The organism is Salegentibacter chungangensis, from assembly GCF_042678405.1.
Taxonomy (GTDB): Bacteria; Bacteroidota; Bacteroidia; order Flavobacteriales; family Flavobacteriaceae; genus Salegentibacter_A; species Salegentibacter_A chungangensis.
Window position 1 is genome coordinate 2,197,231 of sequence record NZ_JBHTLI010000001.1, and the last position, 20,766, is coordinate 2,217,996.

General features: G+C 39.1%; 18 protein-coding genes. 10 read left to right on the forward strand and 8 right to left on the reverse strand.

Features of this window, described 5'->3' with window-relative positions:
- The 3 genes from ACFQ3Q_RS10025 to ACFQ3Q_RS10035 form a co-directional block, all read left to right on the forward strand.
- The coding region (locus tag ACFQ3Q_RS10025; RefSeq protein WP_380745322.1) for an HYR domain-containing protein at nt 1-4,737 on the forward strand (4,737 nt) is incomplete at its 5' end.
- A 12-nt stretch (nt 4,738-4,749) separates the two neighbouring features.
- Nucleotides 4,750-5,661 (forward strand): PorP/SprF family type IX secretion system membrane protein, encoded by a 912-nt coding sequence (locus ACFQ3Q_RS10030; RefSeq protein WP_380745323.1) that lies wholly within the window; start codon nt 4,750-4,752, stop codon nt 5,659-5,661.
- 17 nt (nt 5,662-5,678) lie between these two features.
- Nucleotides 5,679-7,544, forward strand: a complete 1,866-nt coding sequence (locus ACFQ3Q_RS10035; protein WP_380745325.1) for an OmpA family protein — start codon at nt 5,679-5,681, stop codon at nt 7,542-7,544.
- 299 nt (nt 7,545-7,843) lie between these two features.
- Here the strand turns inward: ACFQ3Q_RS10035 and ACFQ3Q_RS10040 are convergent, their stop codons facing one another.
- The 5 genes from ACFQ3Q_RS10040 to pyrR all read right to left on the reverse strand — a co-directional run bounded on the left by ACFQ3Q_RS10040 (nt 7,844) and on the right by pyrR (nt 11,315).
- The gene (locus tag ACFQ3Q_RS10040; protein ID WP_380745327.1) at nt 7,844-8,347 is read right to left on the reverse strand and encodes a CAP domain-containing protein; all 504 of its coding nucleotides are present in this window, start codon (nt 8,345-8,347) and stop codon (nt 7,844-7,846) included.
- Nucleotides 8,348-8,535: 188 nt separating this feature from the next.
- Nucleotides 8,536-9,444, reverse strand: coding sequence for a ribonuclease Z (locus tag ACFQ3Q_RS10045; RefSeq protein ID WP_380745329.1), 909 nt, complete (start codon nt 9,442-9,444; stop codon nt 8,536-8,538).
- A 9-nt stretch (nt 9,445-9,453) separates the two neighbouring features.
- A complete protein-coding gene (locus ACFQ3Q_RS10050; protein ID WP_380745330.1) occupies nt 9,454-9,786 on the reverse strand; it encodes a ribonuclease Z in 333 nt (110 codons plus the stop codon).
- 51 nt (nt 9,787-9,837) lie between these two features.
- Nucleotides 9,838-10,767: an aspartate carbamoyltransferase catalytic subunit gene (locus tag ACFQ3Q_RS10055; protein WP_380745332.1), complete on the reverse strand. Its 930-nt coding sequence runs from the start codon at nt 10,765-10,767 to the stop codon at nt 9,838-9,840.
- Nucleotides 10,768-10,775: 8 nt separating this feature from the next.
- Nucleotides 10,776-11,315 carry a bifunctional pyr operon transcriptional regulator/uracil phosphoribosyltransferase PyrR gene (gene pyrR / locus ACFQ3Q_RS10060; RefSeq protein ID WP_380745334.1) on the reverse strand — a complete coding sequence of 180 codons (540 nt, stop codon included), beginning with the start codon at nt 11,313-11,315 and terminating at the stop codon, nt 10,776-10,778.
- A 206-nt stretch (nt 11,316-11,521) separates the two neighbouring features.
- On the opposite strand from pyrR, the gene ACFQ3Q_RS10065 reads away from it, so the two are divergent.
- From ACFQ3Q_RS10065 to ACFQ3Q_RS10095, 7 genes are all read left to right on the forward strand, one after another.
- Entirely contained in the window at nt 11,522-12,118 is a 597-nt protein-coding gene (locus ACFQ3Q_RS10065) for a hypothetical protein (protein WP_380745335.1), read from the forward strand.
- Nucleotides 12,115-12,555, forward strand: coding sequence for a GNAT family N-acetyltransferase (locus ACFQ3Q_RS10070; protein ID WP_380745337.1), 441 nt, complete (start codon nt 12,115-12,117; stop codon nt 12,553-12,555). Before ACFQ3Q_RS10065 ends, ACFQ3Q_RS10070 begins: the two co-directional genes overlap by 4 nt.
- Before the next feature lie 106 nt (nt 12,556-12,661).
- On the forward strand, nt 12,662-13,840 hold the full coding sequence (gene xerA / locus ACFQ3Q_RS10075) for a site-specific tyrosine recombinase/integron integrase (RefSeq protein ID WP_380745339.1): 1,179 nt from the start codon (nt 12,662-12,664) through the stop codon (nt 13,838-13,840).
- 45 nt (nt 13,841-13,885) lie between these two features.
- Nucleotides 13,886-14,308 carry a hypothetical protein gene (locus ACFQ3Q_RS10080; RefSeq protein ID WP_380745340.1) on the forward strand — a complete coding sequence of 141 codons (423 nt, stop codon included), beginning with the start codon at nt 13,886-13,888 and terminating at the stop codon, nt 14,306-14,308.
- Between the two features lie 588 nt (nt 14,309-14,896).
- On the forward strand, nt 14,897-15,748 hold the full coding sequence (locus ACFQ3Q_RS10085; RefSeq protein WP_380745342.1) for a hypothetical protein: 852 nt from the start codon (nt 14,897-14,899) through the stop codon (nt 15,746-15,748).
- Nucleotides 15,749-15,935: 187 nt separating this feature from the next.
- On the forward strand, nt 15,936-17,147 hold the full coding sequence (locus tag ACFQ3Q_RS10090) for an alpha/beta hydrolase-fold protein (RefSeq protein WP_380745344.1): 1,212 nt from the start codon (nt 15,936-15,938) through the stop codon (nt 17,145-17,147).
- Between the two features lie 537 nt (nt 17,148-17,684).
- Entirely contained in the window at nt 17,685-17,864 is a 180-nt protein-coding gene (locus tag ACFQ3Q_RS10095; protein ID WP_380745345.1) for a hypothetical protein, read from the forward strand.
- A gap of 263 nt (nt 17,865-18,127) precedes the next feature.
- Here the strand turns inward: ACFQ3Q_RS10095 and ACFQ3Q_RS10100 are convergent, their stop codons facing one another.
- Genes ACFQ3Q_RS10100 through ACFQ3Q_RS10110 form a run of 3 tightly spaced genes read right to left on the reverse strand, consistent with a single transcriptional unit; the run spans nt 18,128 to nt 20,316 of the window.
- Nucleotides 18,128-18,811, reverse strand: coding sequence for a hypothetical protein (locus tag ACFQ3Q_RS10100; RefSeq protein WP_380745347.1), 684 nt, complete (start codon nt 18,809-18,811; stop codon nt 18,128-18,130).
- Entirely contained in the window at nt 18,801-19,802 is a 1,002-nt protein-coding gene (locus tag ACFQ3Q_RS10105; protein WP_380745349.1) for a hypothetical protein, read from the reverse strand. Before ACFQ3Q_RS10105 ends, ACFQ3Q_RS10100 begins: the two co-directional genes overlap by 11 nt.
- Complete coding sequence (locus ACFQ3Q_RS10110; RefSeq protein ID WP_380745351.1) at nt 19,789-20,316, reverse strand: Pycsar system effector family protein; 528 nt, start codon at nt 20,314-20,316, stop codon at nt 19,789-19,791. The genes ACFQ3Q_RS10105 and ACFQ3Q_RS10110 overlap by 14 nt, the downstream gene beginning before the upstream one ends.
- Nucleotides 20,317-20,766: the final 450 nt, after the last annotated feature.

A 20,766-nucleotide genomic window follows, 5' to 3' on the forward strand; every position in this document is an offset into this window, starting at 1 on the left:
GGAAGCATCAACGGTACAACCACTGATCCGCTTTCCTATTCAAACCAGGGAACCTATACTATTGTATGGACCTTTACAGACTCTGAAGGAAACTCTTCTACGCAGAACCAGACCGTGATCGTAGATGACACTACAGCACCTGAAGAAATAAATATTCCGGATGCCGTTGGACAGTGCTCTGTTAAGGTAAGCACTCCTTCAACTAATGATAATTGTTCAGGAGAAATCACCGGTATTACTACAGATGATCTGTTTTATGATGAACAGGGAGAATATCAGGTTACCTGGACCTTTGATGATGGCAACGGAAATATTACAGAAATAATTCAGAATGTAATTGTTGATGATACCGCTGCTCCATCACCAATAAGTATTCCTGATGCGATAGGAGAATGTGAAGTGACCGTAACAGCACCTGTAACTACAGATGATTGTTCCGGGGACCAAATTACCGGAACCACTACAGACCCGTTAACGTATACCGAGCAAGGCGATTACCAGATCACTTGGACCTTTGACGATGGTAATGGAAATACCACTCAGGCTGTTCAGAATGTTTATGTGAACGATATTACTGCTCCTGAAACTATCGAAATAGCCGATGCCACTGCAGAATGTGAAGTGACTGTCACTGCTCCAACAACCCTGGATAACTGTGAGGGAGAAATTACCGGAACCACTACAGACCCATTAACGTACACCGAGCAAGGCGATTACCTGATCACCTGGACCTTTGACGACGGTAACGGAAATACCACTCAGGCTGTTCAGAATGTTTATGTGGACGATATTACTGCTCCTGAAACTATCGAAATAGCTGACGCCACAGCAGAGTGTGAAGTGATTGTAACTGCTCCAACAACCCAGGATAACTGTGAGGGAGAAATTACCGGAACCACTACAGACCCGTTAACGTACACCGAGCAAGGTGATTACCAGATCACCTGGACCTTTGACGACGGTAATGGAAATACCACTCAGGCTGTTCAGAATGTTTATGTGAACGACACAACAGCTCCTGAAAGCATAGAAATTGCCGATGTCACAGGAGAGTGTGAAGTGAGTGTAACTGCTCCAACCACCCAGGATAACTGTGAAGGAGAAATTACCGGAACCACTACAGATCCGTTAACGTATACCGAGCAAGGTGATTACCAGATCACCTGGACTTTTGACGACGGTAATGGAAATACCACTCAGGCTGTTCAGAATGTTTATGTGAACGATATTACTGCTCCTGAAAGCATAGAAATTGCCAATGCCACAGGAGAGTGTGAAGTGACTGTAACTGCTCCAACCACCCAGGATAACTGTAAAGGAGAAATTACCGGAACCACTACAGACCCGTTAACTTATACCGAGCAAGGCGATTACCAGATCACCTGGACCTTTGATGATGGTAATGGGAATACTACTCAGGCTGTTCAGAATGTATACGTAGACGACACAACCGCTCCTGAAAGCATTGAAATTGCTGATGCGGTGGGACAGTGCTCGGTAAGTCTTGGCACTCCGGTAACCAACGACAACTGCGAAGGACAAATTACAGGAACTACTAATGATCCGCTTTTCTATGATGAACAGGGTGAGTTTGAAGTAATCTGGACCTTTGATGATGGTAACGGAAATACCACACAAGTCATTCAGAATGTAATTGTAGATGATACCGCCGCACCGTCGCCGGTTATTATTCCCGATGCAATTGCTGAATGTGAGATCACCGTTACAGCTCCGGTAACTACAGACGATTGTTCCGGGGAAGAAATTACAGGAACCACTACCGATCCTTTAACTTATACAGAGCAAGGAGAATATCAGATCACCTGGACCTTTGATGATGGTAACGGAAATATTATTGAATCGGTTCAGAATGTAATCATTAAAGACAATACCGCGCCGGATGCCATAGAAATCCCCGATGCCCGGGGAGAGTGTGCAGTGACTGTAATTGCTCCAACCACCCAGGATAACTGTGAAGGAGAAATTACCGGAACCACTACAGATCTGTTAACGTATACCGAGCAGGGAGAATACCAGATCACCTGGACCTTTGACGATGGTAATGGAAATACCACACAAACAGTTCAGAACGTATTTGTTGAAGATGTTACTGCACCTGAAAGTATAGTAATAGCTGATGCCATTGGGGAATGTGATGTGAATGTAACTGCTCCGGTGACCCAGGATAACTGTAAAGGGGAAATCACGGGAACTACAACAGATCCATTAACTTATACTGAACAAGGAGAATACCAGATCACCTGGACCTTTGATGATGAAAATGGAAACACTATACAAAGGGTTCAGAATGTCTTTGTAAACGACACTACCGGTCCTGAAGCTCCGGAGATTGCTGATGCTACCGGGCAGTGTTCGGTGAGTGTTGAAACTCCCGTGACCAATGATAACTGCTCCGGAGAGATCACAGGAACCACCAATGATCTTTTATTCTATGATGAACAGGGAACCTATGAAGTGGAATGGACATTTGAAGACGGCAATGGAAATACGACAATAGTCGTGCAAAATGTGATCGTTGATGATACGATGGCTCCTGCTCCAATTGAAATCGCTGATGCGACCGGAGAATGTGAAGTAAACCTTATAGCTCCTGTAACTACAGATGAATGTTCCGGAGAAGAAATTGTGGGAACAACCAACGATCCGTTAAGCTATACCGAACAAGGAGAATACCAGGTAACCTGGGTCTTTGATGATGGTAATGGAAATACCACTGAAGTTGTTCAGAATGTGATCGTAAAAGATGTTACCGCTCCTGAAAGTATCGAAATCGCTGATGCTACAGGAGAATGCGAAGTAAACCTTATAGCTCCTTTAACCCAGGATAACTGTGAAGGAGAGATGACTGCTACCACAAACGATCCGCTAAGCTATACCGAACAAGGAGGATACCAGGTAACCTGGATCTTTGATGATGGTAATGGCAATACCACAGAAGTTATTCAGAATGTGATCGTAGACGATGTGACCGCTCCTGAAAGTATCGAAATTGCCGATGCTACAGGAGAATGCGAAGTAAACCTTATAGCTCCTGTAACCCAGGATAACTGTGAAGGAGAGATGACTGCTACCACAAACGATCCGCTAAGCTATACCGAACAAGGAGAATACCAGGTAACCTGGGTCTTTGATGATGGTAATGGCAATACCACTGAAGTTGTTCAGAATGTGATCGTAAACGATGTGACCGCTCCTGAATTTACAGAAGTCAGTGATATCGCAATGAATGTGGATGCCGGAAAATGCGGTGCGATCGTAAACTACGAAATCCCAACTGCCAGCGATAACTGTGAGATTTCAGATAATCAGCTTATCGAAGGTTTGCAACCGGGAAGTGAGTTCCCTGTCGGGACCACACTGGTCACCTACCAGGTTACAGATGTTGCGGGCAATATGGATAGCGTGAGCTTTAATGTGATCATCACAGATAATATAGATCCTTCAATAGAATGCAGTACCAATATTACTACAAGTGTAGCTTTCGGGGAATCAGGAATTACGGTAGATTATGAAACTCCTGTATTTTCAGATAATTGTCCTGATGTGACAATAGAACAAACCGAAGGTCTGGCTTCAGGAAGTGTATTCCCCGTTGGAAGTACCACTAATACCTTTGTAGTGACAGACGCCTCGGGAAATACTGTAACCTGCAGCTTTAGCGTAACGGTAGATGAAGAACCAGCCGCTCCTTCTGTAAGTATAATTCAGCCTGACTGTGATACTGCTACCGGAAGTATTTCGGTAGAAACTACTGCCGGTCTTACTTATAGTATAGATGGTGAAAATTACCGGGAAAACGGGAATTTCACTCAATTAACTGCAGGATCTTATACTATTACTGCAAGAGATGAAAACGGATATATTTCTCCGGCAACAACAGTGGTTATAAATGCACAACCTTCTACTCCGGCTGCACCGGTGATCGAGGAAAGGCTTGAAACTACCTGTACCGATCCTACTGCAAGCATTATGCTTAGCCTTGTAGACGGAATAAGCTTCAGTCTTGAGACCGGAGACGGAAGTATGATCACCGATGAAGATGAAGACGGAATTTTTGAAGGGCTTACAGCCGGGGATTACAATGTATATGCTCAAAATACTGAAGGATGTATCTCTGAAGCCAAAAGCTTTAGTATCGAGGCTCCTGAAAGCTCCAATATAGAAGAAGCAACAGTTAATCTTTGTATTGGAGACTTTCCTTACGACCTGTTCGAACTTTTCCCTGAAGGCAACGATCTAACCGGAGAATGGACGGACACCGAAGAGACCGGTGCGCTTACAGATAACATCCTGGATCCGGCACTACTGGAAGTAGGCACTTACACTTTCACTTACCAGACCACCGGGGAATGCGCAACCACGACCACAATCACTGCTAATATTGATGATGATTGTGTTGTAGTATTGCCTTGTGCCCTGGAAGATATCAGCTCCAGTATCTCTAAAGCGGTTACGCCTAACGGGGATGGTCATAACGATTATTTCGAGATCGACTTTGCGAACGAGTGCGGTTTTGTATATGACCTTATGATCTTCAACAGATGGGGAGCTAAGATCTTCGAGTCAAATAATTATCAAAATAACTGGGATGGCTTCTCAACCGATTCATTTACAAGCTCAGACCAGTTACCATCAGGAACCTACTACTATGTCCTTGAAATAAGGAATAGCGGATTTGAACCCATTCAAGGTTACATTTATTTAGGAACAAAATAAAAAAGGGAAACCATGAAAAAAAGATATCTAATTATAATCGTCTTGTTTGTTGGAACATCGTCCTTTGCGCAGCAGCTGCCTCAGTTCACGCAATACATGTACAACACCATCTCGATAAACCCGGCATACGCGGGGTCCAGGGACGGATTTTCACTCACAGCCCTTAACCGTAATCAATGGGTGGGTGTAGAAGGAGCTCCAAACACTCAAACCCTGTCCATTCATTCTCCCCTACGGAATGACAAGATTGGGCTGGGACTCTCAGTGATCAATGACAATGCAGGATACGAGAACTACACCTATCTTTACGGAGATTTCTCTTATCGTATAGATTTTGACAGCGACGTTTCCCTTGCCTTTGGACTAAAAGGAGGCTTTAGTTATTACAATCTGGATGAAGACCTGTTCGCCGAGCCTAATGTTCTCGACGACCCTTTCTTCCAGGATCAGTTCAATAACTGGACCCCGAACTTCGGGATAGGTTTTTACCTGTCTGCGCAAAAGTGGTACATCGGCCTGTCGGCTCCTAAACTCATCAACAACAATAACCACGAGTATAGTGAATACCTGGCAATGGAACAGGTACATTATTTCCTTACCGGGGGCTATGTTTTTGACCTGAGCGATAACTTAAAATTACGACCAACGGCACTCGCAAAAGTGACCAAGGGAGCTCCGCTTTCGGTTGATGTTTCTTCCACCTTCATCCTAAATGAGAAATTCTATTTAGGGGCCAACTATCGTATAGACGACGCCATTGGCGGTTTTCTTGATGTGGAAATTCTCGACGGCCTTAGGGTGGGTTACGGCTACGAACATACGATCTCAGACATCAGACCTTACAGCGACGGTTCGCACGAAATTATCCTGATCTACGAATTCAGGTTCAAAAATACCAGGTATAAATCACCAAGATTCTTCTAATATAAATCCTGCTTATTATGAAAAACTTTTACACCACCATATTATTGTTATTAGTAAGCTCCCTGAGTCTTCAGGCACAATCTTCAAAACAGAAAAAAGCAGACCGGCTTTATGATGAACTTGCTTATCTGGAAGCCACTAATGTATACAAGGAGCTTATAGAGAAAGAGTATAATGTTCAGGAAAACAAACTTCGTCTTGGTGACGCTTATATGAAATTAAGAAGTCCTGAGAATGCGGTTCATTATTACGGAGATGTGCTGGAGAATGAAGGAGCTTCGCCTGAATATTATTACAAATACGCCCAGGCCCTTCGTGGGGTAAAGCGTTATGACGAATCTAAAAAGTGGCTTCAGAAATATCTTAATGAAGGCGCCGGGAGTAAGGATGTTAGCGAATTGATGGAAGATCCCGATTATGAAGCCAAGGATATCTATCGCTTGGAAAGCGCCGGTTTCAATTCGGCAGTTAGTGATTTTGGTGTCTTTAAAAAGGACAATACCATCTATTTCGTTTCGGCCCGAGCTGAAGGTGTAGACGTAAAAACCAAGACCTACAGCTGGAATGGGGAACCTTACCTGGATATCTATCAAATGAATGCAGATTCAGGAGAAATTAGTCCTATTTCGGGAGACATTAACACGAAGTTGCACGATGGGCCTATAGTAATTAGCCCTGATGGAAATACCGCCTATTTCACCCGTAATAATTATATGGGCAATAAGGAAGGAAAAAGAGATAAGGACGCTACCAATCATCTTAAGATCTATAAGGCACAACGTTCCGGTGATAGCTGGACCAATGTAAGCGAACTTCCTTTTAACAGCGATTCTTATTCTGTTGGACATCCTGCTTTATCACAAGACGGTAAAACCCTGTATTTCACTTCAGATATGCCCGGCGGCCAGGGAGGCACCGATATTTATAAGATAAGTTTGGACGGAAATGGCTTTGGCTCACCTGAAAATCTGGGAGCCGCTGTAAATACCGAATTTGATGAAGCCTTTCCCTTTATAGACGAGGAAGGAGTGCTATACTTTTCTTCTAACGGACATGGAGGTTACGGCCTTTACGATATCTACAGCTATGATCTGAATGAAGGTGGAAAAGTTGAAAACCTTGGAGAACCGGTAAATTCAAATCTTGATGATTTTGCGTACTTCAGATCAGGAGAAGACAATACAGGCTTTGTTTCTTCAAACCGCGAGGGCAACAGCGACAATATCTTTGCTTTTAACAGGCTGGAGCCGCTTATGCTTGAAGGAAAGGTGACCGACGCCGTTAACGACACTCCTGTTGCAAAGGCTACGGTAAGGCTGATGGATGAGAATAATAAGCAGATAGCTTTCCTGGAAACCAATGAAGAGGGTGATTATTCTACTGAAATAGATCGTGATAAAATCTTTCCTGTAGAAGCCAAACAAATTGAATATGAGACCTTCCATGGAAAGATCAATACCACAGATTCAGATGATAAAGAAAAGATCGTTTATAATATTCAGTTACAACCCGTTAAGGATGTGGAGTATCTTGCTGAGATCGATAATATTTACTTCGATTTCGACAAATCGAACATCAGGCCAGATGCAGCTAAGGAACTGGATAAACTGGTAGCGCTTATGAAAAATGAATATCCCGATCTTGTGATCGAAATAGGCTCTCATACCGACTTTAGAGGATCTAACGAATACAACCAGGCTCTGGCTGAAAGAAGAGCAAAGTCCACCTACGACTATTTGATCTCTAAGGGAATAGATAAGAACAGGATCCAGTCTTACAAAGGTTATGGAGAAACCAGGCCTGCTATAGAATGTGACCGATGCACCAGGGAAGAACATCAGCTGAACAGAAGATCTATGTTTAAAGTGGTAAAAATGGAATAGAATTAAGATTCACCCTGCCCCAACCCCAAAGGTCCGATTGTTTTTATCGGGCCTTTATTTTTTTCAAATTCCTTCAGGCTTTAATAAGAGACTCATCAGAGCTTTCCAATAGAAGAACGCTACGGCAGAGGACCTACTAAGACCTATTGCATACTGACTCATTGCTTTAAATGAAAGCATAAAAAAACATCGGCCGGATGCCGATGTTTTTTATAATCGTGAGAAATGTTTGAATAAATGGCTCACCCTGCCAAAAAGCCCAAAGATCTGTTGTTCCTATTGAAATATTGGCGCTTTATTTATTTTCTCACGAAGATGTTAGTAAAGTAATTTTTGCCTTCCTCATCACTAAGCACAGAAATCCCGAAATGAGTATGCTTGCCTTCAATGTTATGACGGTGACTGCTACTATTAACCCAGGCCTTAACAACAGATTCTGCTGTTCTGTAACCATAGGCCACATTTTCACTCACTGCCTGCGCATTTACATTGCGCACCAGGGATTCGTAACGGTTCCCAAAATTGTCGTGGCTAATTTGCCCTTGTTGGGCCATATAAACATTGTGGTCTTCCGCCTCTACCGAAATCTCGGCAAGAGGTTTAAGTTCGGCTAATCCGAGGGATGCTCTATAGTCATTTACCTCAGCAAGGATCTCAAGTTCGATATCGGTGTACTCCACGTTCACCTTTTCGGCAACCTGATCATAAGCAGTCACTTCTTCCTCCAGGCTGTCTTTGGTACAAGACGTAAAGCTGAAGGCCAAAAGGGCCATCATAAGTAAAGTTCGTGTACTTTTTCTCATAGGTTAATCAGATTTGAGAAAGACTAAAGTACACATATAATCGATTAAATGCTTGTTATCCAATGCACTTCACCGATTTTAAGTTTTTTTTAACAAAAAAAGTAAGATTTCACTTACGTATATTTGACGCCTGTACCGATCAAAGGCAAGCCAAGTAAGAATTTACTTATATTTTCAATGCTATCTGGTTATTCAAAGAGAAAAACCCTCCCGTCATCGGCTAATTCAACTTGTGGGAAAATACTTTCTGCTTCTGACCGGAATAAATTGATATTGGGATACCTGGTGGAATAATGGCCAAGCAGCAGTTTTTTAACCCCGGCATCCCTTGCTATAGTTGCTGCCTGTTTGGCGGTGGCGTGTTTGGTTGATAAGGCAAGCTCTTCCTGGTCATCTAAAAATGTAGATTCGTGATACAATACGTCTACCCCACTTATTCGCGGAACTATTCGAGGTTCGAACATCGTATCACTGCAATAGGCATAACTAAGCGCTGGTTTGGGTTCGGAGGTTACCAGTTTATTATCGATAAGCTTTCCGTCTTCAGAAACCACGTTCTTGCCTTTTTTAAGGCTTTTATATAAACTAACATCTATATGATATTCCCTGGCCTTATCGATAAGCAGCTTGCGATCTCCGGGCTTTTCACGAAAAATAAATCCGTTGGTATAGATGCGATGATTTAATGGAATTGTCTCTACGGTAACTTTTTCATCCTCAAAAATCAGCTGTGGTTCTTTGGAGTCCAGTTCGTGAAAATACAGCGGGTAATTGGTCCAGGAACCTGAAAGCTTCAGTTGCAGGGTAATGATCTCCTTAATCCCTTTAGGCCCGTGCACGTGCAATTCGGTTTCCCGCTTAAGCAACCTGAAGGTCGAGATAAGTCCTACGAGTCCGAAGAAATGATCTCCGTGCAGGTGAGAGATGAAAATATGCTTTATTTTAGAGAATTTCACCTTGTTCCTCCTTAGTTCTACCTGCGTCCCCTCCCCACAATCAATAAGGAACAAACGGTTCTTTATTTCCAGGACCTGGGAGGTAGGGTTGGTAAAGCTTCGGGGAGTAGCGGCATAGCAACCTAAAATAGTAAGCTTCATAAGATGGTTTTAGAATCCCAGTTCACGTTCCAGTTCATCCATTCTTATAATATCTTCGGCTTCCTGGATAGTAGGGACCACTACCAGCTCATCGGGAACCTTGTCCATACTTGCGGCATCTCCGGCCAGCACAAAAGATTTTTTCCCGGTACGGTGCACATTGGAGAGCTCCAAAAAGCTTAAAAGATCTTCGGTTTGTAATTCTCCGTAATCAAGCAGGTTCACCAGCACATTAGACTCTTTAAAATCATCATGATGCTTGGTTATAAAAGAACTGAACCCGGTAATATCTTCATTCTCGGGCTCTATAAATATATAATTCTCCTTAGAGGTTCTCTTCATAGCGCTAAAGTCTTTATTTCTTCTAAGTTAATAAAAAGCTGGTGGAAAATCCTATTGTTTAATGCGGGAAGCCAGTAAATAGATCACAGCCATTCTCACCGCCACTCCGTTCTGCACCTGGTCCAGGATAATCGCCTGTTTAGAATCGGCTACATCACTGGTGATCTCCACTCCCCTGTTTATAGGGCCCGGGTGCATTACCACGATCTCCTTATTAAGGCTGTTCAGTATTTTTTTATTCAGGCCGAATTGCTGGGTGTATTCTCTGGTACTCGGGAAATAACTGATGTCCATTCGCTCGTTCTGCACGCGAAGCATATTGGCCACATCACACCATTCCAATGCCTTTCTAAGATCGGTCTCCACTCCTACTCCTAAAGATTCTATATGTTTTGGAATAAGGGTTTTTGGTCCGCATACTTTTACTTGGGCACCCTGAAGTTTCAGTGCGAAAATATTGGAAAGCGCTACCCGGCTATGCAGAATATCCCCAACGATCACCACTTTCTTTCCGGCAACTTCGCCAAGCTTCTCCCTTATGGAATAAGAATCGAGCAGTGCCTGGGTAGGATGTTCGTGGGCACCGTCTCCTGCATTCACGATACTGGCATTTACGTGCCTTGAAAGGAAGATCCCGGCTCCCGGGTTAGGATGCCGCATCACCACCATATCTACTTTCATAGAAAGGATGTTGTTCACGGTATCAATTAAGGTTTCCCCTTTTTTAACCGAAGAGGACGCGGCCGAGAAGTTGATCACATCAGCACTCAGTCTTTTTTCTGCAAGCTCAAAGGAAAGTCTTGTTCTGGTACTGTTCTCAAAGAAAAGATTAGCGATGGTGATATCCCGAAGGGAAGGAACCTTTTTAATGGGCCGGTTGATCACTTCCTTAAAATGGTCGGCCGTATTAAAGATAAGATCAATATCCTCCTTTTTCAGGTATTTGATCCCCAGCAAGTGGTTTACACTCAATTCACTCATCTGCTAAATTATTTTGAAACCAGATATACCGCATCCTGGCCTTCATTTTCTTTCCAGTTTACTTGAACCTTCTCTTCATTTATTGCATCTACCTGCCTGCCGTTATAATCCGGCTGAATGGGTAAATGACGACTGAATCTCCTGTCTATAAGCGTTAAGAGTTCGATCTCCTTTGGCCTTCCGAAAGACTGAATAGCGGTAAGTGCTGCCCTGATACTTCGGCCGGTATACAGCACATCATCAACAAACACCACACGTTTATCTTCCACCACAAAATCAATCTTTGTCTTATTTGCTTCCAGAGGCTTATCGCTTCTCCTGAAGTCATCGCGATAAAAAGTAATGTCCAGCTGTCCTGAAAGTATGTTATGAATATTATATTCCTCTTTCAGGATCTTTTCGATACGCCTGGCCAGAAACACTCCTCTCGGCTGGATGCCGATGATCACGCTTTCACTAAAATCTGTATGATTTTCAACTAACTGACAGGCCAAACGATGTAAAATAATATCTAATTCTTTTGCATCAAGCAGGACTTTTTGGCTCATAGTCAGTTTTAATATGAAGAAGTTCTATCGCAAAAGTAAGATTTTTTTAATTATTAAAGAGCCTGCCCGGCACATAAGTACGCTGAAGCCTTCAGGAGCTGAATTTGGCCCTGTTACCCACTTCATATTCAGGGCTCCTCCCCTTTTCGGATTACTAATAATTTCACTAATTTCATTCAGAAGAAAACCAAGGTATTATATAACTAATGTTCAAAACCAGGGAAATACGATGGTTCAGCAGAGCGAAAGACAGGCATATCATAGCCTGGTTCGCAGGAAAAGGTCTTGACTTCGAAACTGCAGAAAGCCGAACAGACCATTACCTGCCTCTTCCGCAAAAAGAGGATACAGGTATTAAATTGCGGGAAGGAAGACTTGAAATTAAACAACGCACAACAGGACCTGAAAAGGCTAAAATTGCTCCTAATGCTGAAGGTTATTTTGAAGAATACGTCAAGTGGAGCTTCGGGATTGCCAAAACCGATGTCCTTGCTAAGGAGATTGTCAGGGAAAATAAATATGACTGGATAAAGGTGGAAAAGAAACGATTAGGACTAAACCTGGTAAAGGAAAATGGCCAATTAAATTTCAGGAAGCTTGATGAGGAAACCGATTCTGCCTGCCAGATGGAATACACGAAGATCGAAGTAAATGCTGAGCAATGGTTCAGCTTTGGCCTGGAATGGTTCGGAGAGGAGTTTATAGAACCCGGTGCCGGGCTGATTTCAGAAATTACAGGCTCCACAAAACTAGGCCTGCGATCCTCTATGGGATATGCAGAATTTTTAAATTCAGAATTATGATAAGAGATTTTTCCCCTAAGGATAGCGAAACTTTACTTGAGTTGGTTAAACTGAACATTCCTGAATATTTTGATGAGACAGAATGGCCTCAGTTCAAAGAATACCTGGAACACGAGACTGAAGATTATTATGTTATTGAAGAGAACGGGAAGATCATCGGTTCCGGCGGTCTGAATTATTCGCCTCAGAAAAAGCGAGCTGTACTTTCCTGGGATGTACTGCACCCCAGGCATCAGGGCCGGGGACATGGCCGCAAGCTGGTTCAGTACAGAATAGAGCGAGCCCGCCAAAGAAAGGGTGTTGAAGACCTGATAGTAAGAACCAGTCAACTCACCTATAAATTCTATGAAAAAATGGGTTTTGACTTGGAACAGGTTGAGAAAGATTTCTGGGCAAAAGGTTATGATCTTTATTTTATGAAAATGAGCCTGAAATAATCCAGTTCACAGATGAAATCTGGCTTTGGCTTCTTTTTCAGTAGCCAAAAACGCACAGGCTCCCCATCGCTTTTTTAAGTACATTAGGGAGTTTATTTTTTCGGCTATGATCAGAATTCAACTATTTCCTTTTGAGCTTCAGAATGAGGTGTTCATAGGAATTTCTTTCAGCTTTAATGCTGAAGTAAAAACACATTTAAAGAACCTCCCGGGTATTCAATGGAATACAACCCGTAATTGCTATTTTATCCCTTACAGTTATGAGAACAAAAGCAGGCTTTTCAATCATCTAAGAGAAAAAGGCTGGTTTGTAGATTACACTGCATTGCAAAAGGTCAAAAACGGCAAGCTGTCACCCAAAAAGAAAACGGAACCTGTACTGAGCCCGGAAAATGAAAGTTTACTGAAAGAATACACCGAATACCTTAACGGAAAGCGCTACAGCGAAAGCACGATACGTACTTACCGGAATTTTGCACAGCAATTTATAGTATTCCAGAACAAGGCTCCCGAGGAAATAACCAACAGGGACCTGGAGCGGTTTGTGGAATTGCAAATTGCCGGAAAAGCTTATTCTATAAGTTCACACCGCCAATGCATTAGTGCACTGATGCATTTCTTTAAGGTCTTCAAGAATACCGAGATCGATACCGATAATATTGAAAGGCCCGGTAAGAGCAAGTACCTGCCGGGAGTATTGTCTAAGGAAGAAGTGATAGATCTTTTAAGGGCTACGCGAAACCTAAAACATCGGGCGATCCTGGCTTTAATCTATTCCTCAGGCCTTCGGATAGGGGAGCTTTTAAAGCTTAAGCTTTCAGATATTGATATTGACCGAAGGCAGGTAAAGGTAAAAATGGCAAAAGGACGTAAAGACCGGTATGCTATCCTGGCCGATAGCTTTATTCCGCTTCTCTATAATTATGTGGGAACCTATAAACCGAAGGGATATTTCGTTGAGGGCCAGTCCGGCGGAATTTACACCGGCTCCTCTATCAGAAGCTTTCTGAAGGAAAGCTGCCGAAGGGCAGGCATCACCAAAAAAGTCACTCCACATACTCTGAGGCATTCCTATGCAACGCATATGCTGGAAAACGGGATAGACATCAGGTATATCCAGGAATTGCTTGGGCACTCGAGGCCGGAGACCACAATGATCTATACGCACGTGGCACAAAAGGACCTGAACAAGATAAAGAGTCCGTTGGATATAGCGATCAAGGAGTTCCAGGATTCCGGTAAAGGCGACCCCGACCTGCGTTTATCCCGGAAATTTCTGGAATAAAAGTGTATATTGCTGTGGATATAACACGTTGTGCAAAATATTTCAATGAAAAATATATACTTACTTACCTTCCTAATGTTCGCATATTTCAATTCTGCAGCTCAGAATTCCTCTTGTGAAAACTTTAAAACTGGGAATTTTATTATGCCTCCTGAAGAGGGATATTCAAGCGTTCGTATAGAAAGACATAATAATTATCAAATCGAAATACCTTTAAATGAAAAAGGTCTACCAGACAAAAACAAAGAAGAACAATATATTAACCTTGAGTGGGTTGATGATTGTACTTACATTGGTAAGTATGACGCAACTAAAATGGAATTAACTGAGTTTCAAAAATTCGTAAATACCAATGGTGGAATCAAAGTAGAAATGAAAAAGATAGAGAAAGGGTGTTTCTTTTATCTTTCAACTTTAACTATTGAAGGTGAAGAACAACGATTGGATGGAAAAATGTGTCTTGAATAATTCCTTGTTATAAAAATTATAATTGATTTATAAAGAGCAATAGAATATTGATTTCGATTATGATTCATCTATTGCGTTTTTAATTCGGAGTAGAAATACTTTGCACAACAACGGTTCATCGCCAATAAGCGGCACCGTTAGTAAGAAAATAATTAACTTGACCAACAAACCAATACTAAGCCGACAAATCCGCGTCCCCTACTCCGCCAACTGGCGATAACCGAGACCGTTGGCAGCAATACGCTGGCGGAAAAATTTCGCTCAAATCTAAGGTTCTGGAGTTCGGCGGATTTAAACTTTAAGTTCTGCTGATTGAAAATCGATAATTTCAAGATCCGTTTTTTCATTGAGATTAATCAGATTAAACTCCAGGAAGATTAACCTTAAATTGACTGTTTTTCACTAATCCGACAAATCCGAATGTACTGCAGCCAACAACGGTTATCACAAATAGCGGGTAGCCTTTCAAAGAAAATAATTAACTTGACCAAAAAACTAGGTCTTAAGCCGACAAGTCCGTATCCCTACTCCCGCTACTTGTGTTAACCGAGACCGTTGGCCACAATATCAAAGAAAACAATCTTCTAAATGAAGAAAATCGACTATCAAAAACCGGGAAATATAGAAAAAAGAATTCTTCAAATACTTTCCGACCGTGATCATTTTGATTTTATGGGTTTAAGAGCTTCTTTCCCAATTGGAGTTACTTCAGTCGAAAAAAGATGTAATGATCTTATTAGATTAAAATTAATAGCTAAAGAAAAAATCGATAACGAATATAAATATTCTTTAACCGATAAAGGAGCACAAGTATTGACTCTAGGTTTAGAAAAATGGATTAGAACTGAAACATTTACAGAAATTAAAAATGGTCCATATGTTGTCACTAAATCGACCCCTAATATTGAAAGGTATACAATAAGATCTTTAGAATCAGAAGGGAAAATTTATTTCGATGGTAAACATTATAAAATCGTTCCTGGAAAAAACTTAGGTGATCAAAACCCTTCAATAGAAGTTCCAAACGAAAATATAAATGGAATAATAGATAAAGTAGTTAATGATATTTATACTATGGATATTTCTCTACAGCATATGGAATTAGAGAAAACTCATAAACATGAAATTAGACATGTTATGAACTACTTAGAAGAAAATAAAATAGTAGAAGTACATTCAGATCCAGTAAAACTAACAGCATTAGGTTATCACATTTATCAAATTGGACATGATAAATGGAAACGTGAGAAAGAAAGAGAAGAACTTATTGGAGAAAAAATAAAAAACAACAATCAAAATAAGAATTCAAACCAAAAAACGAATAAGACTTGGAACACTAAAATTAGCGATTGGTATTCTAAGAACGAAAAGGTGTTGAATTTTGTCGTGGCTTTAGTTACAATTATTGGGTTTATCTTAGGATTATTTCAATTCATATAGGTAAATAAAGATATTCACTAAGAGATACTGTGGCCAACAACGGTTCATCGCCAATAAGCGGCACCGTTAGTAAGAAAATAATTAACTTGACCAACAAACTAATACTAAACCGCCAAATCCGCGTTCCTTACTCCGCCAACTGGCGATAACCGAGACCGTTGTAAGCAATTTTTAAACAAATCATAGTATGAAATTTAAACTACTAATTATCCTTTTATTATTAAGTTTTGTGTGCTATTCGCAAAAACCTATCAAAATAGGTGAAAGCATAGAAGTTCATTCAGATATACTCAAGGAGGATAGAATGCTTGAAATCCACCTGCCCAAAAACTATATAGAATCAAACAAAACTTATCCAGTCCTTTACTTACTTGATAGCTTCTTTAATTTTCCACATGCAGTAGGAACTATAGAATATTTACAATTAAACAGACTAATCCCTGAAATGATCGTAGTAGGTGTAAGAAACACAAATAGAAATCGTGATTTAAGCCCACCATCTCCACAATTAAGCAAAGAAGAAAAAGAAAGAATGGGGGCAAAGGGTGAAGCAGATAATTTTCTCGCATTCCTGGAAAACGAATTAATTCCTCAAATAGAGAAGAATTACAAAGTCGCCTCGTACCGATTGATCGTCGGTCATTCAAGAGGAGGCCTTTTCAACATTTATTCATTTTTTAAGAAACCTGAATTATTTGATGCATATATAACGATTAGTCCTAGTTTATGGTATCCAAACGAATTAATATCACAAAGTTTTGAAGACGTCTTCAAAAACCCATCAGAATTAAATTCAAGTTTTTATTTAACATTAGCAAATGAGAACAAAGGAAGTATGAGAGGAAATGTTTTGAAGTTAAGTGGAGAGTTTGAAAATTATATTAATAAACACGAAGAGACTGGTTTACGTTTCAAATATGTACATATGCCAGAAGAAGTCCATGGAACTGTAGGATTACCTTCAATTTTTAATGGATTGCGTTTCATTTTCGAACCAACTCAATATGAAATCCCTAGAACTAAAGAACTTATAATAGCACAAGGAGGGCCTAAGGCCGTAATTAAAAAAGCAGTTGACTATTTTGACCAACTATCCGAAAAATATGGTTTTGAAGTAACAAATGAGTACACTTTGATTGATCTTGGATATAATTTTTTAAAAATAGAAGAGTTTAGAAAATATTCTATAGATGCCTTTAAAGCAAATGTTGATGCACACCCAGATTCTTATGATGCGTACTCGACATTAGGAATGGCTTATGAGCGATTAGGTGAACTACAAAATGCGAAAACCAATTACGAGAAAGCTCTGAAACTGGTTAAGCAAACAGAAAATCCAGAGTGGGAATTTTACAAAGCTGATTTAGAAAATTTAGAAAAAAAGATGAATAGTGATTAGAAATCCAGTTTCAAAAACTCAATCAATCAGTTTGTTCCATTATTTAAGTTTTTAAGCAAACTCTCGTTGCAAAAACTGCTTACAACAACGGTTAATCGCCAATAGACGGTAGCGTTAGTGAGAAAATAATTAACTTGACCAACAAACCAATACTAAGCCGACAAATCCGCGTCCCGCAATCCGCCAACTGGCGATAACCGAAACCGTTGCAAACAATGCCCAGAAAAATTTCAAAAAGAAGATGATTCCTGAATTAAAAAAACTTGAATAAGTTCAATACAGATTTAAATGAAAAAATATGAATTTCTCATTGGAGTTTTAATTCTAATAATCAGTTCGATATGGTTATATTTTCAAATAAAAGAATATTTGAAAATTCAAAAAAATGACCAAACTAGAAAATACTTTAAAGTCAAAATTATTGGATCTCTTATTTTCTTTTTCTGTTACGGAGTTTATTTAATTTTAAATTAGAAATTAAGATTCTATGAAGTTAAATTGTGAATCAGTTACAATAACAACTTAAAAAATGATGGAATGAATAAAAAAACTATAGGAATAGTTCTAAGTATAATTATCGGATTTGCATTATCATATATACCAAATAATTATATGAGTGAAAAATATGAGAATATCGCCTTTTTTATTGTGGTGGGAATAGTTCTGATTTTGGTAGTAAAAAGCTTAATCCCTAAGAAGAATAAAAATTTAAATTAAAAAGATAAACATCGATAACAAAGAAGTGTTTAGCAATTCGGATCTAGAAAAAATCAATTATAAACCAGAATTTAAAGAACTTAATTCTGTAAGGGCACAGTTAGCAACAACGGTTCATCGCCAATAAGCGGCACCGTTAGTAAGAAAACAATTAACTTGACCAACAAAACATTACTAAGCTGACAAATCCGTGTCCATGACTCCGCCAACTGGCGATAACCGAGACCGTTGTGTGCAATTTTATATCAAGAGTGGTTTTCAAATCAAATTTCTTTTTGCATAATTTCTTCATTATCTGATATCTCGTTACGAAATTCTTTTAAATCACTTGCGATTTTGGATAGAGGAAGACTATGTAAAAATTCAATTGAAGAATAGTGTCTACATTTTTTATACTTGCTTTGATTACAGATACATATATCATTCCTCCCAGGGATTCGATTATGTACAACTTGTTCCAAAACTTTAACTACAAAATTAACATCATCCAAATCTAATTCATCCAAATAAAAGCTTTTTACGCCTTCAAAAAAATGTGGATATTCACCATTTGCATATTCATTATATCTCTTCTTGTAGACCGTATTAGAGAAAAAAGGATAGATTTTTTCTTGATAAAAATTGATTAAGTTAATTCCCCTTTGCGCCAATTTAATTAGTTTATGCTCAATATCTAAACAGCAAAATCCATTCTTATCGATATGCCATTCCATATTTCGCTCAATCTTCTTTGAAATCTCTTGCACAAAAGGAAAGGCATATGGATAGATATTATCCTTAATTAGAATTCTAATTTCAAAGGATTCTAAATATTGACCTCTTATATCACATATATCAACTTCTCCCTCTAGAAAAGCAAGTTTGGTTTTGGAGCTTTGAGAAAATTTAAACTTTGGATACAAGTCTAAAAATTCCCGAACATCCTTTTCAATAATTTTATTTTTCATATCCGAAATAGGGTTTATTTGTTTCGGCTATAGGCTTTAAATACTCAGCAGATTCGGAGCTATAATCTTGATTCTTCAAAAACACATTTCCTAAACGATCTAAAGCAATAAAATCCTGTAATTTTAGAAATTTTATCCAATTAAAATCATACTGAGTATACCGAAATTTCTTTTCTGGAATTTCAAAAATATACCTATCGTTCTCATCATTCGTTCGGTGACAAACTGGAGTGAATAAATCTTCAAAATCCACTTCTTTAATTATATTATCACCTACAACGACACCATTTGAATTTGCATTGCCCTGCATTTTTGATGCTAAACTAGTATGCAAACTACAAGTCGTTACTTCACTAATATTTCCAATCCCGGAATTAACCCACAATACATCAGGTGAATCTCCTAAATCAATTCCGCTTCTAACGGAAATGCCTTCAATTCCATTTTCTCGAAAGTAATCTTTAAGATCATTTTGGATAAAATGACTATATACGCTAACCATTTGTAAACATTGAAGGACTGCCTCCGATTTGCTAATATTTTTTCCACCATAATACAAAAACAATCCATCTCCTTGTAATCTATGGACATAACCTCCGAAGATTAAAGCAGTATGAATTCCCGCTTTTAAAATAGCTTCTACAATCAGATGTATTGTTTCTTTATCAAATCTCCTAAAAAGATTAGTGCTTCCTTTAATATCAATAAAAGCAGAAACAATATAATGTTCTTCAGTATTGTTCGTAGCTTTCAAATGTTTAAAGCTTGGATGAAGACCTAGCTGTTGAGAAAAGTCGATATCCCTATTGAGTTTCCCAGCAAGTTTAGCAAGACTTGGAGCGATTTCTTTATTAGAATAGCGAGATCTTAATTGATAAAGTTTTTCGGGCGATCGAGAAGTGTATAATTCAGATTTTATCTCTTTTTGGTAAAGAGGGTCACTATCAACTGCTTCCTTAATTAAGTTTAAATAATCTTTATAAATTTCCATAGGTTAAGAATTTTAGGGTAAACAAAATGGTTAATAAGACAAAGACCAGAATACTTTGGGCACGAAGTAATTTTCCGGCGATTTTTAATTTTTTAAATTTATTTGATAATCCTTTAGACAAGGTGTGAACCTGATTTCGCAAATCATTCAAATCATCTGCTTCCTTCCTATTTTTTGAAATTTTTACAAATTGCTTGCATTTCATTGTTCCAATTCCACCAAAATAGTACAGAGAACTCGATTCTTGAGAAAAGAAGGGGGTACTTGCAAAGATTAGAATATTCAAAGTGATCAAGCCAAGAATTGCAATAATTGCAAGAATAATATCAATGGCAATTGCACAATAAGCAAAGCAATGAAGCTCGGGAAAAATATCAGAAATTTGAAAATAAGCAGTAACGCTTGCAGTTAAAATAAAAGTTGTTATTGCTAAATAAACTGCGGTTTTATTATTTACACTATCGAAATAGTGATCAAAGCGACTGATAGAATAAAGTAATCTCTCTCTTTCCATAAATTAGCATTTTAGGTAATTATTGGAAAAAAGAAAGTCCTCTGATAAAGAGAATTTTAAATAATTATCTCTTCTAAATAAAAGAGATCTTTTCGTAAATAACATAAGTAGATTTTTAAAGTGTAATTAATCAAATTCATAATAGTTGGATTTAAGGCAATGATAAAATTAGCAAAAGATTAAAGTCGCAAATAGCTGCATATCAAATAGTTGTAAACATCTTATTAACTATTTTAAGCAGATTACGACAAATAGATTACTTATATAGGTAAAAAGCATATTTCTAATATTAATTTTACTCTTATTGTAAGATTTTTATTATAATTAATTTGAATATAAAACACTATCGTGCAATAAAAAAGCACACAACAACGGTTCATCGCCAATAAGCGGCGGCGTTAGTAAGAAAATAATTAACTTGACCAACAAACCAATACTAAGCCGACAAAT

Bases quoted from the DNA above. Each gene is read 5' to 3' on its own strand.
- ACFQ3Q_RS10030 (WP_380745323.1), top strand. From the start codon at position 4,750: ATGAAAAAAAGATATCTAATTATAATCGTCTTGTTTGTTGGAACATCG.
- ACFQ3Q_RS10035 (WP_380745325.1), top strand. From the start codon at position 5,679: ATGAAAAACTTTTACACCACCATATTATTGTTATTAGTAAGCTCCCTG.
- ACFQ3Q_RS10040 (WP_380745327.1), bottom strand. From the start codon at position 8,347: ATGAGAAAAAGTACACGAACTTTACTTATGATGGCCCTTTTGGCCTTC.
- ACFQ3Q_RS10045 (WP_380745329.1), bottom strand. From the start codon at position 9,444: ATGAAGCTTACTATTTTAGGTTGCTATGCCGCTACTCCCCGAAGCTTT.
- ACFQ3Q_RS10050 (WP_380745330.1), bottom strand. From the start codon at position 9,786: ATGAAGAGAACCTCTAAGGAGAATTATATATTTATAGAGCCCGAGAAT.
- ACFQ3Q_RS10055 (WP_380745332.1), bottom strand. From the start codon at position 10,767: ATGAGTGAATTGAGTGTAAACCACTTGCTGGGGATCAAATACCTGAAA.
- pyrR (WP_380745334.1), bottom strand. From the start codon at position 11,315: ATGAGCCAAAAAGTCCTGCTTGATGCAAAAGAATTAGATATTATTTTA.
- ACFQ3Q_RS10065 (WP_380745335.1), top strand. From the start codon at position 11,522: ATGTTCAAAACCAGGGAAATACGATGGTTCAGCAGAGCGAAAGACAGG.
- ACFQ3Q_RS10070 (WP_380745337.1), top strand. From the start codon at position 12,115: ATGATAAGAGATTTTTCCCCTAAGGATAGCGAAACTTTACTTGAGTTG.
- xerA (WP_380745339.1), top strand. From the start codon at position 12,662: ATGATCAGAATTCAACTATTTCCTTTTGAGCTTCAGAATGAGGTGTTC.
- ACFQ3Q_RS10080 (WP_380745340.1), top strand. From the start codon at position 13,886: ATGAAAAATATATACTTACTTACCTTCCTAATGTTCGCATATTTCAAT.
- ACFQ3Q_RS10085 (WP_380745342.1), top strand. From the start codon at position 14,897: ATGAAGAAAATCGACTATCAAAAACCGGGAAATATAGAAAAAAGAATT.
- ACFQ3Q_RS10090 (WP_380745344.1), top strand. From the start codon at position 15,936: ATGAAATTTAAACTACTAATTATCCTTTTATTATTAAGTTTTGTGTGC.
- ACFQ3Q_RS10095 (WP_380745345.1), top strand. From the start codon at position 17,685: ATGAATAAAAAAACTATAGGAATAGTTCTAAGTATAATTATCGGATTT.
- ACFQ3Q_RS10100 (WP_380745347.1), bottom strand. From the start codon at position 18,811: ATGAAAAATAAAATTATTGAAAAGGATGTTCGGGAATTTTTAGACTTG.
- ACFQ3Q_RS10105 (WP_380745349.1), bottom strand. From the start codon at position 19,802: ATGGAAATTTATAAAGATTATTTAAACTTAATTAAGGAAGCAGTTGAT.
- ACFQ3Q_RS10110 (WP_380745351.1), bottom strand. From the start codon at position 20,316: ATGGAAAGAGAGAGATTACTTTATTCTATCAGTCGCTTTGATCACTAT.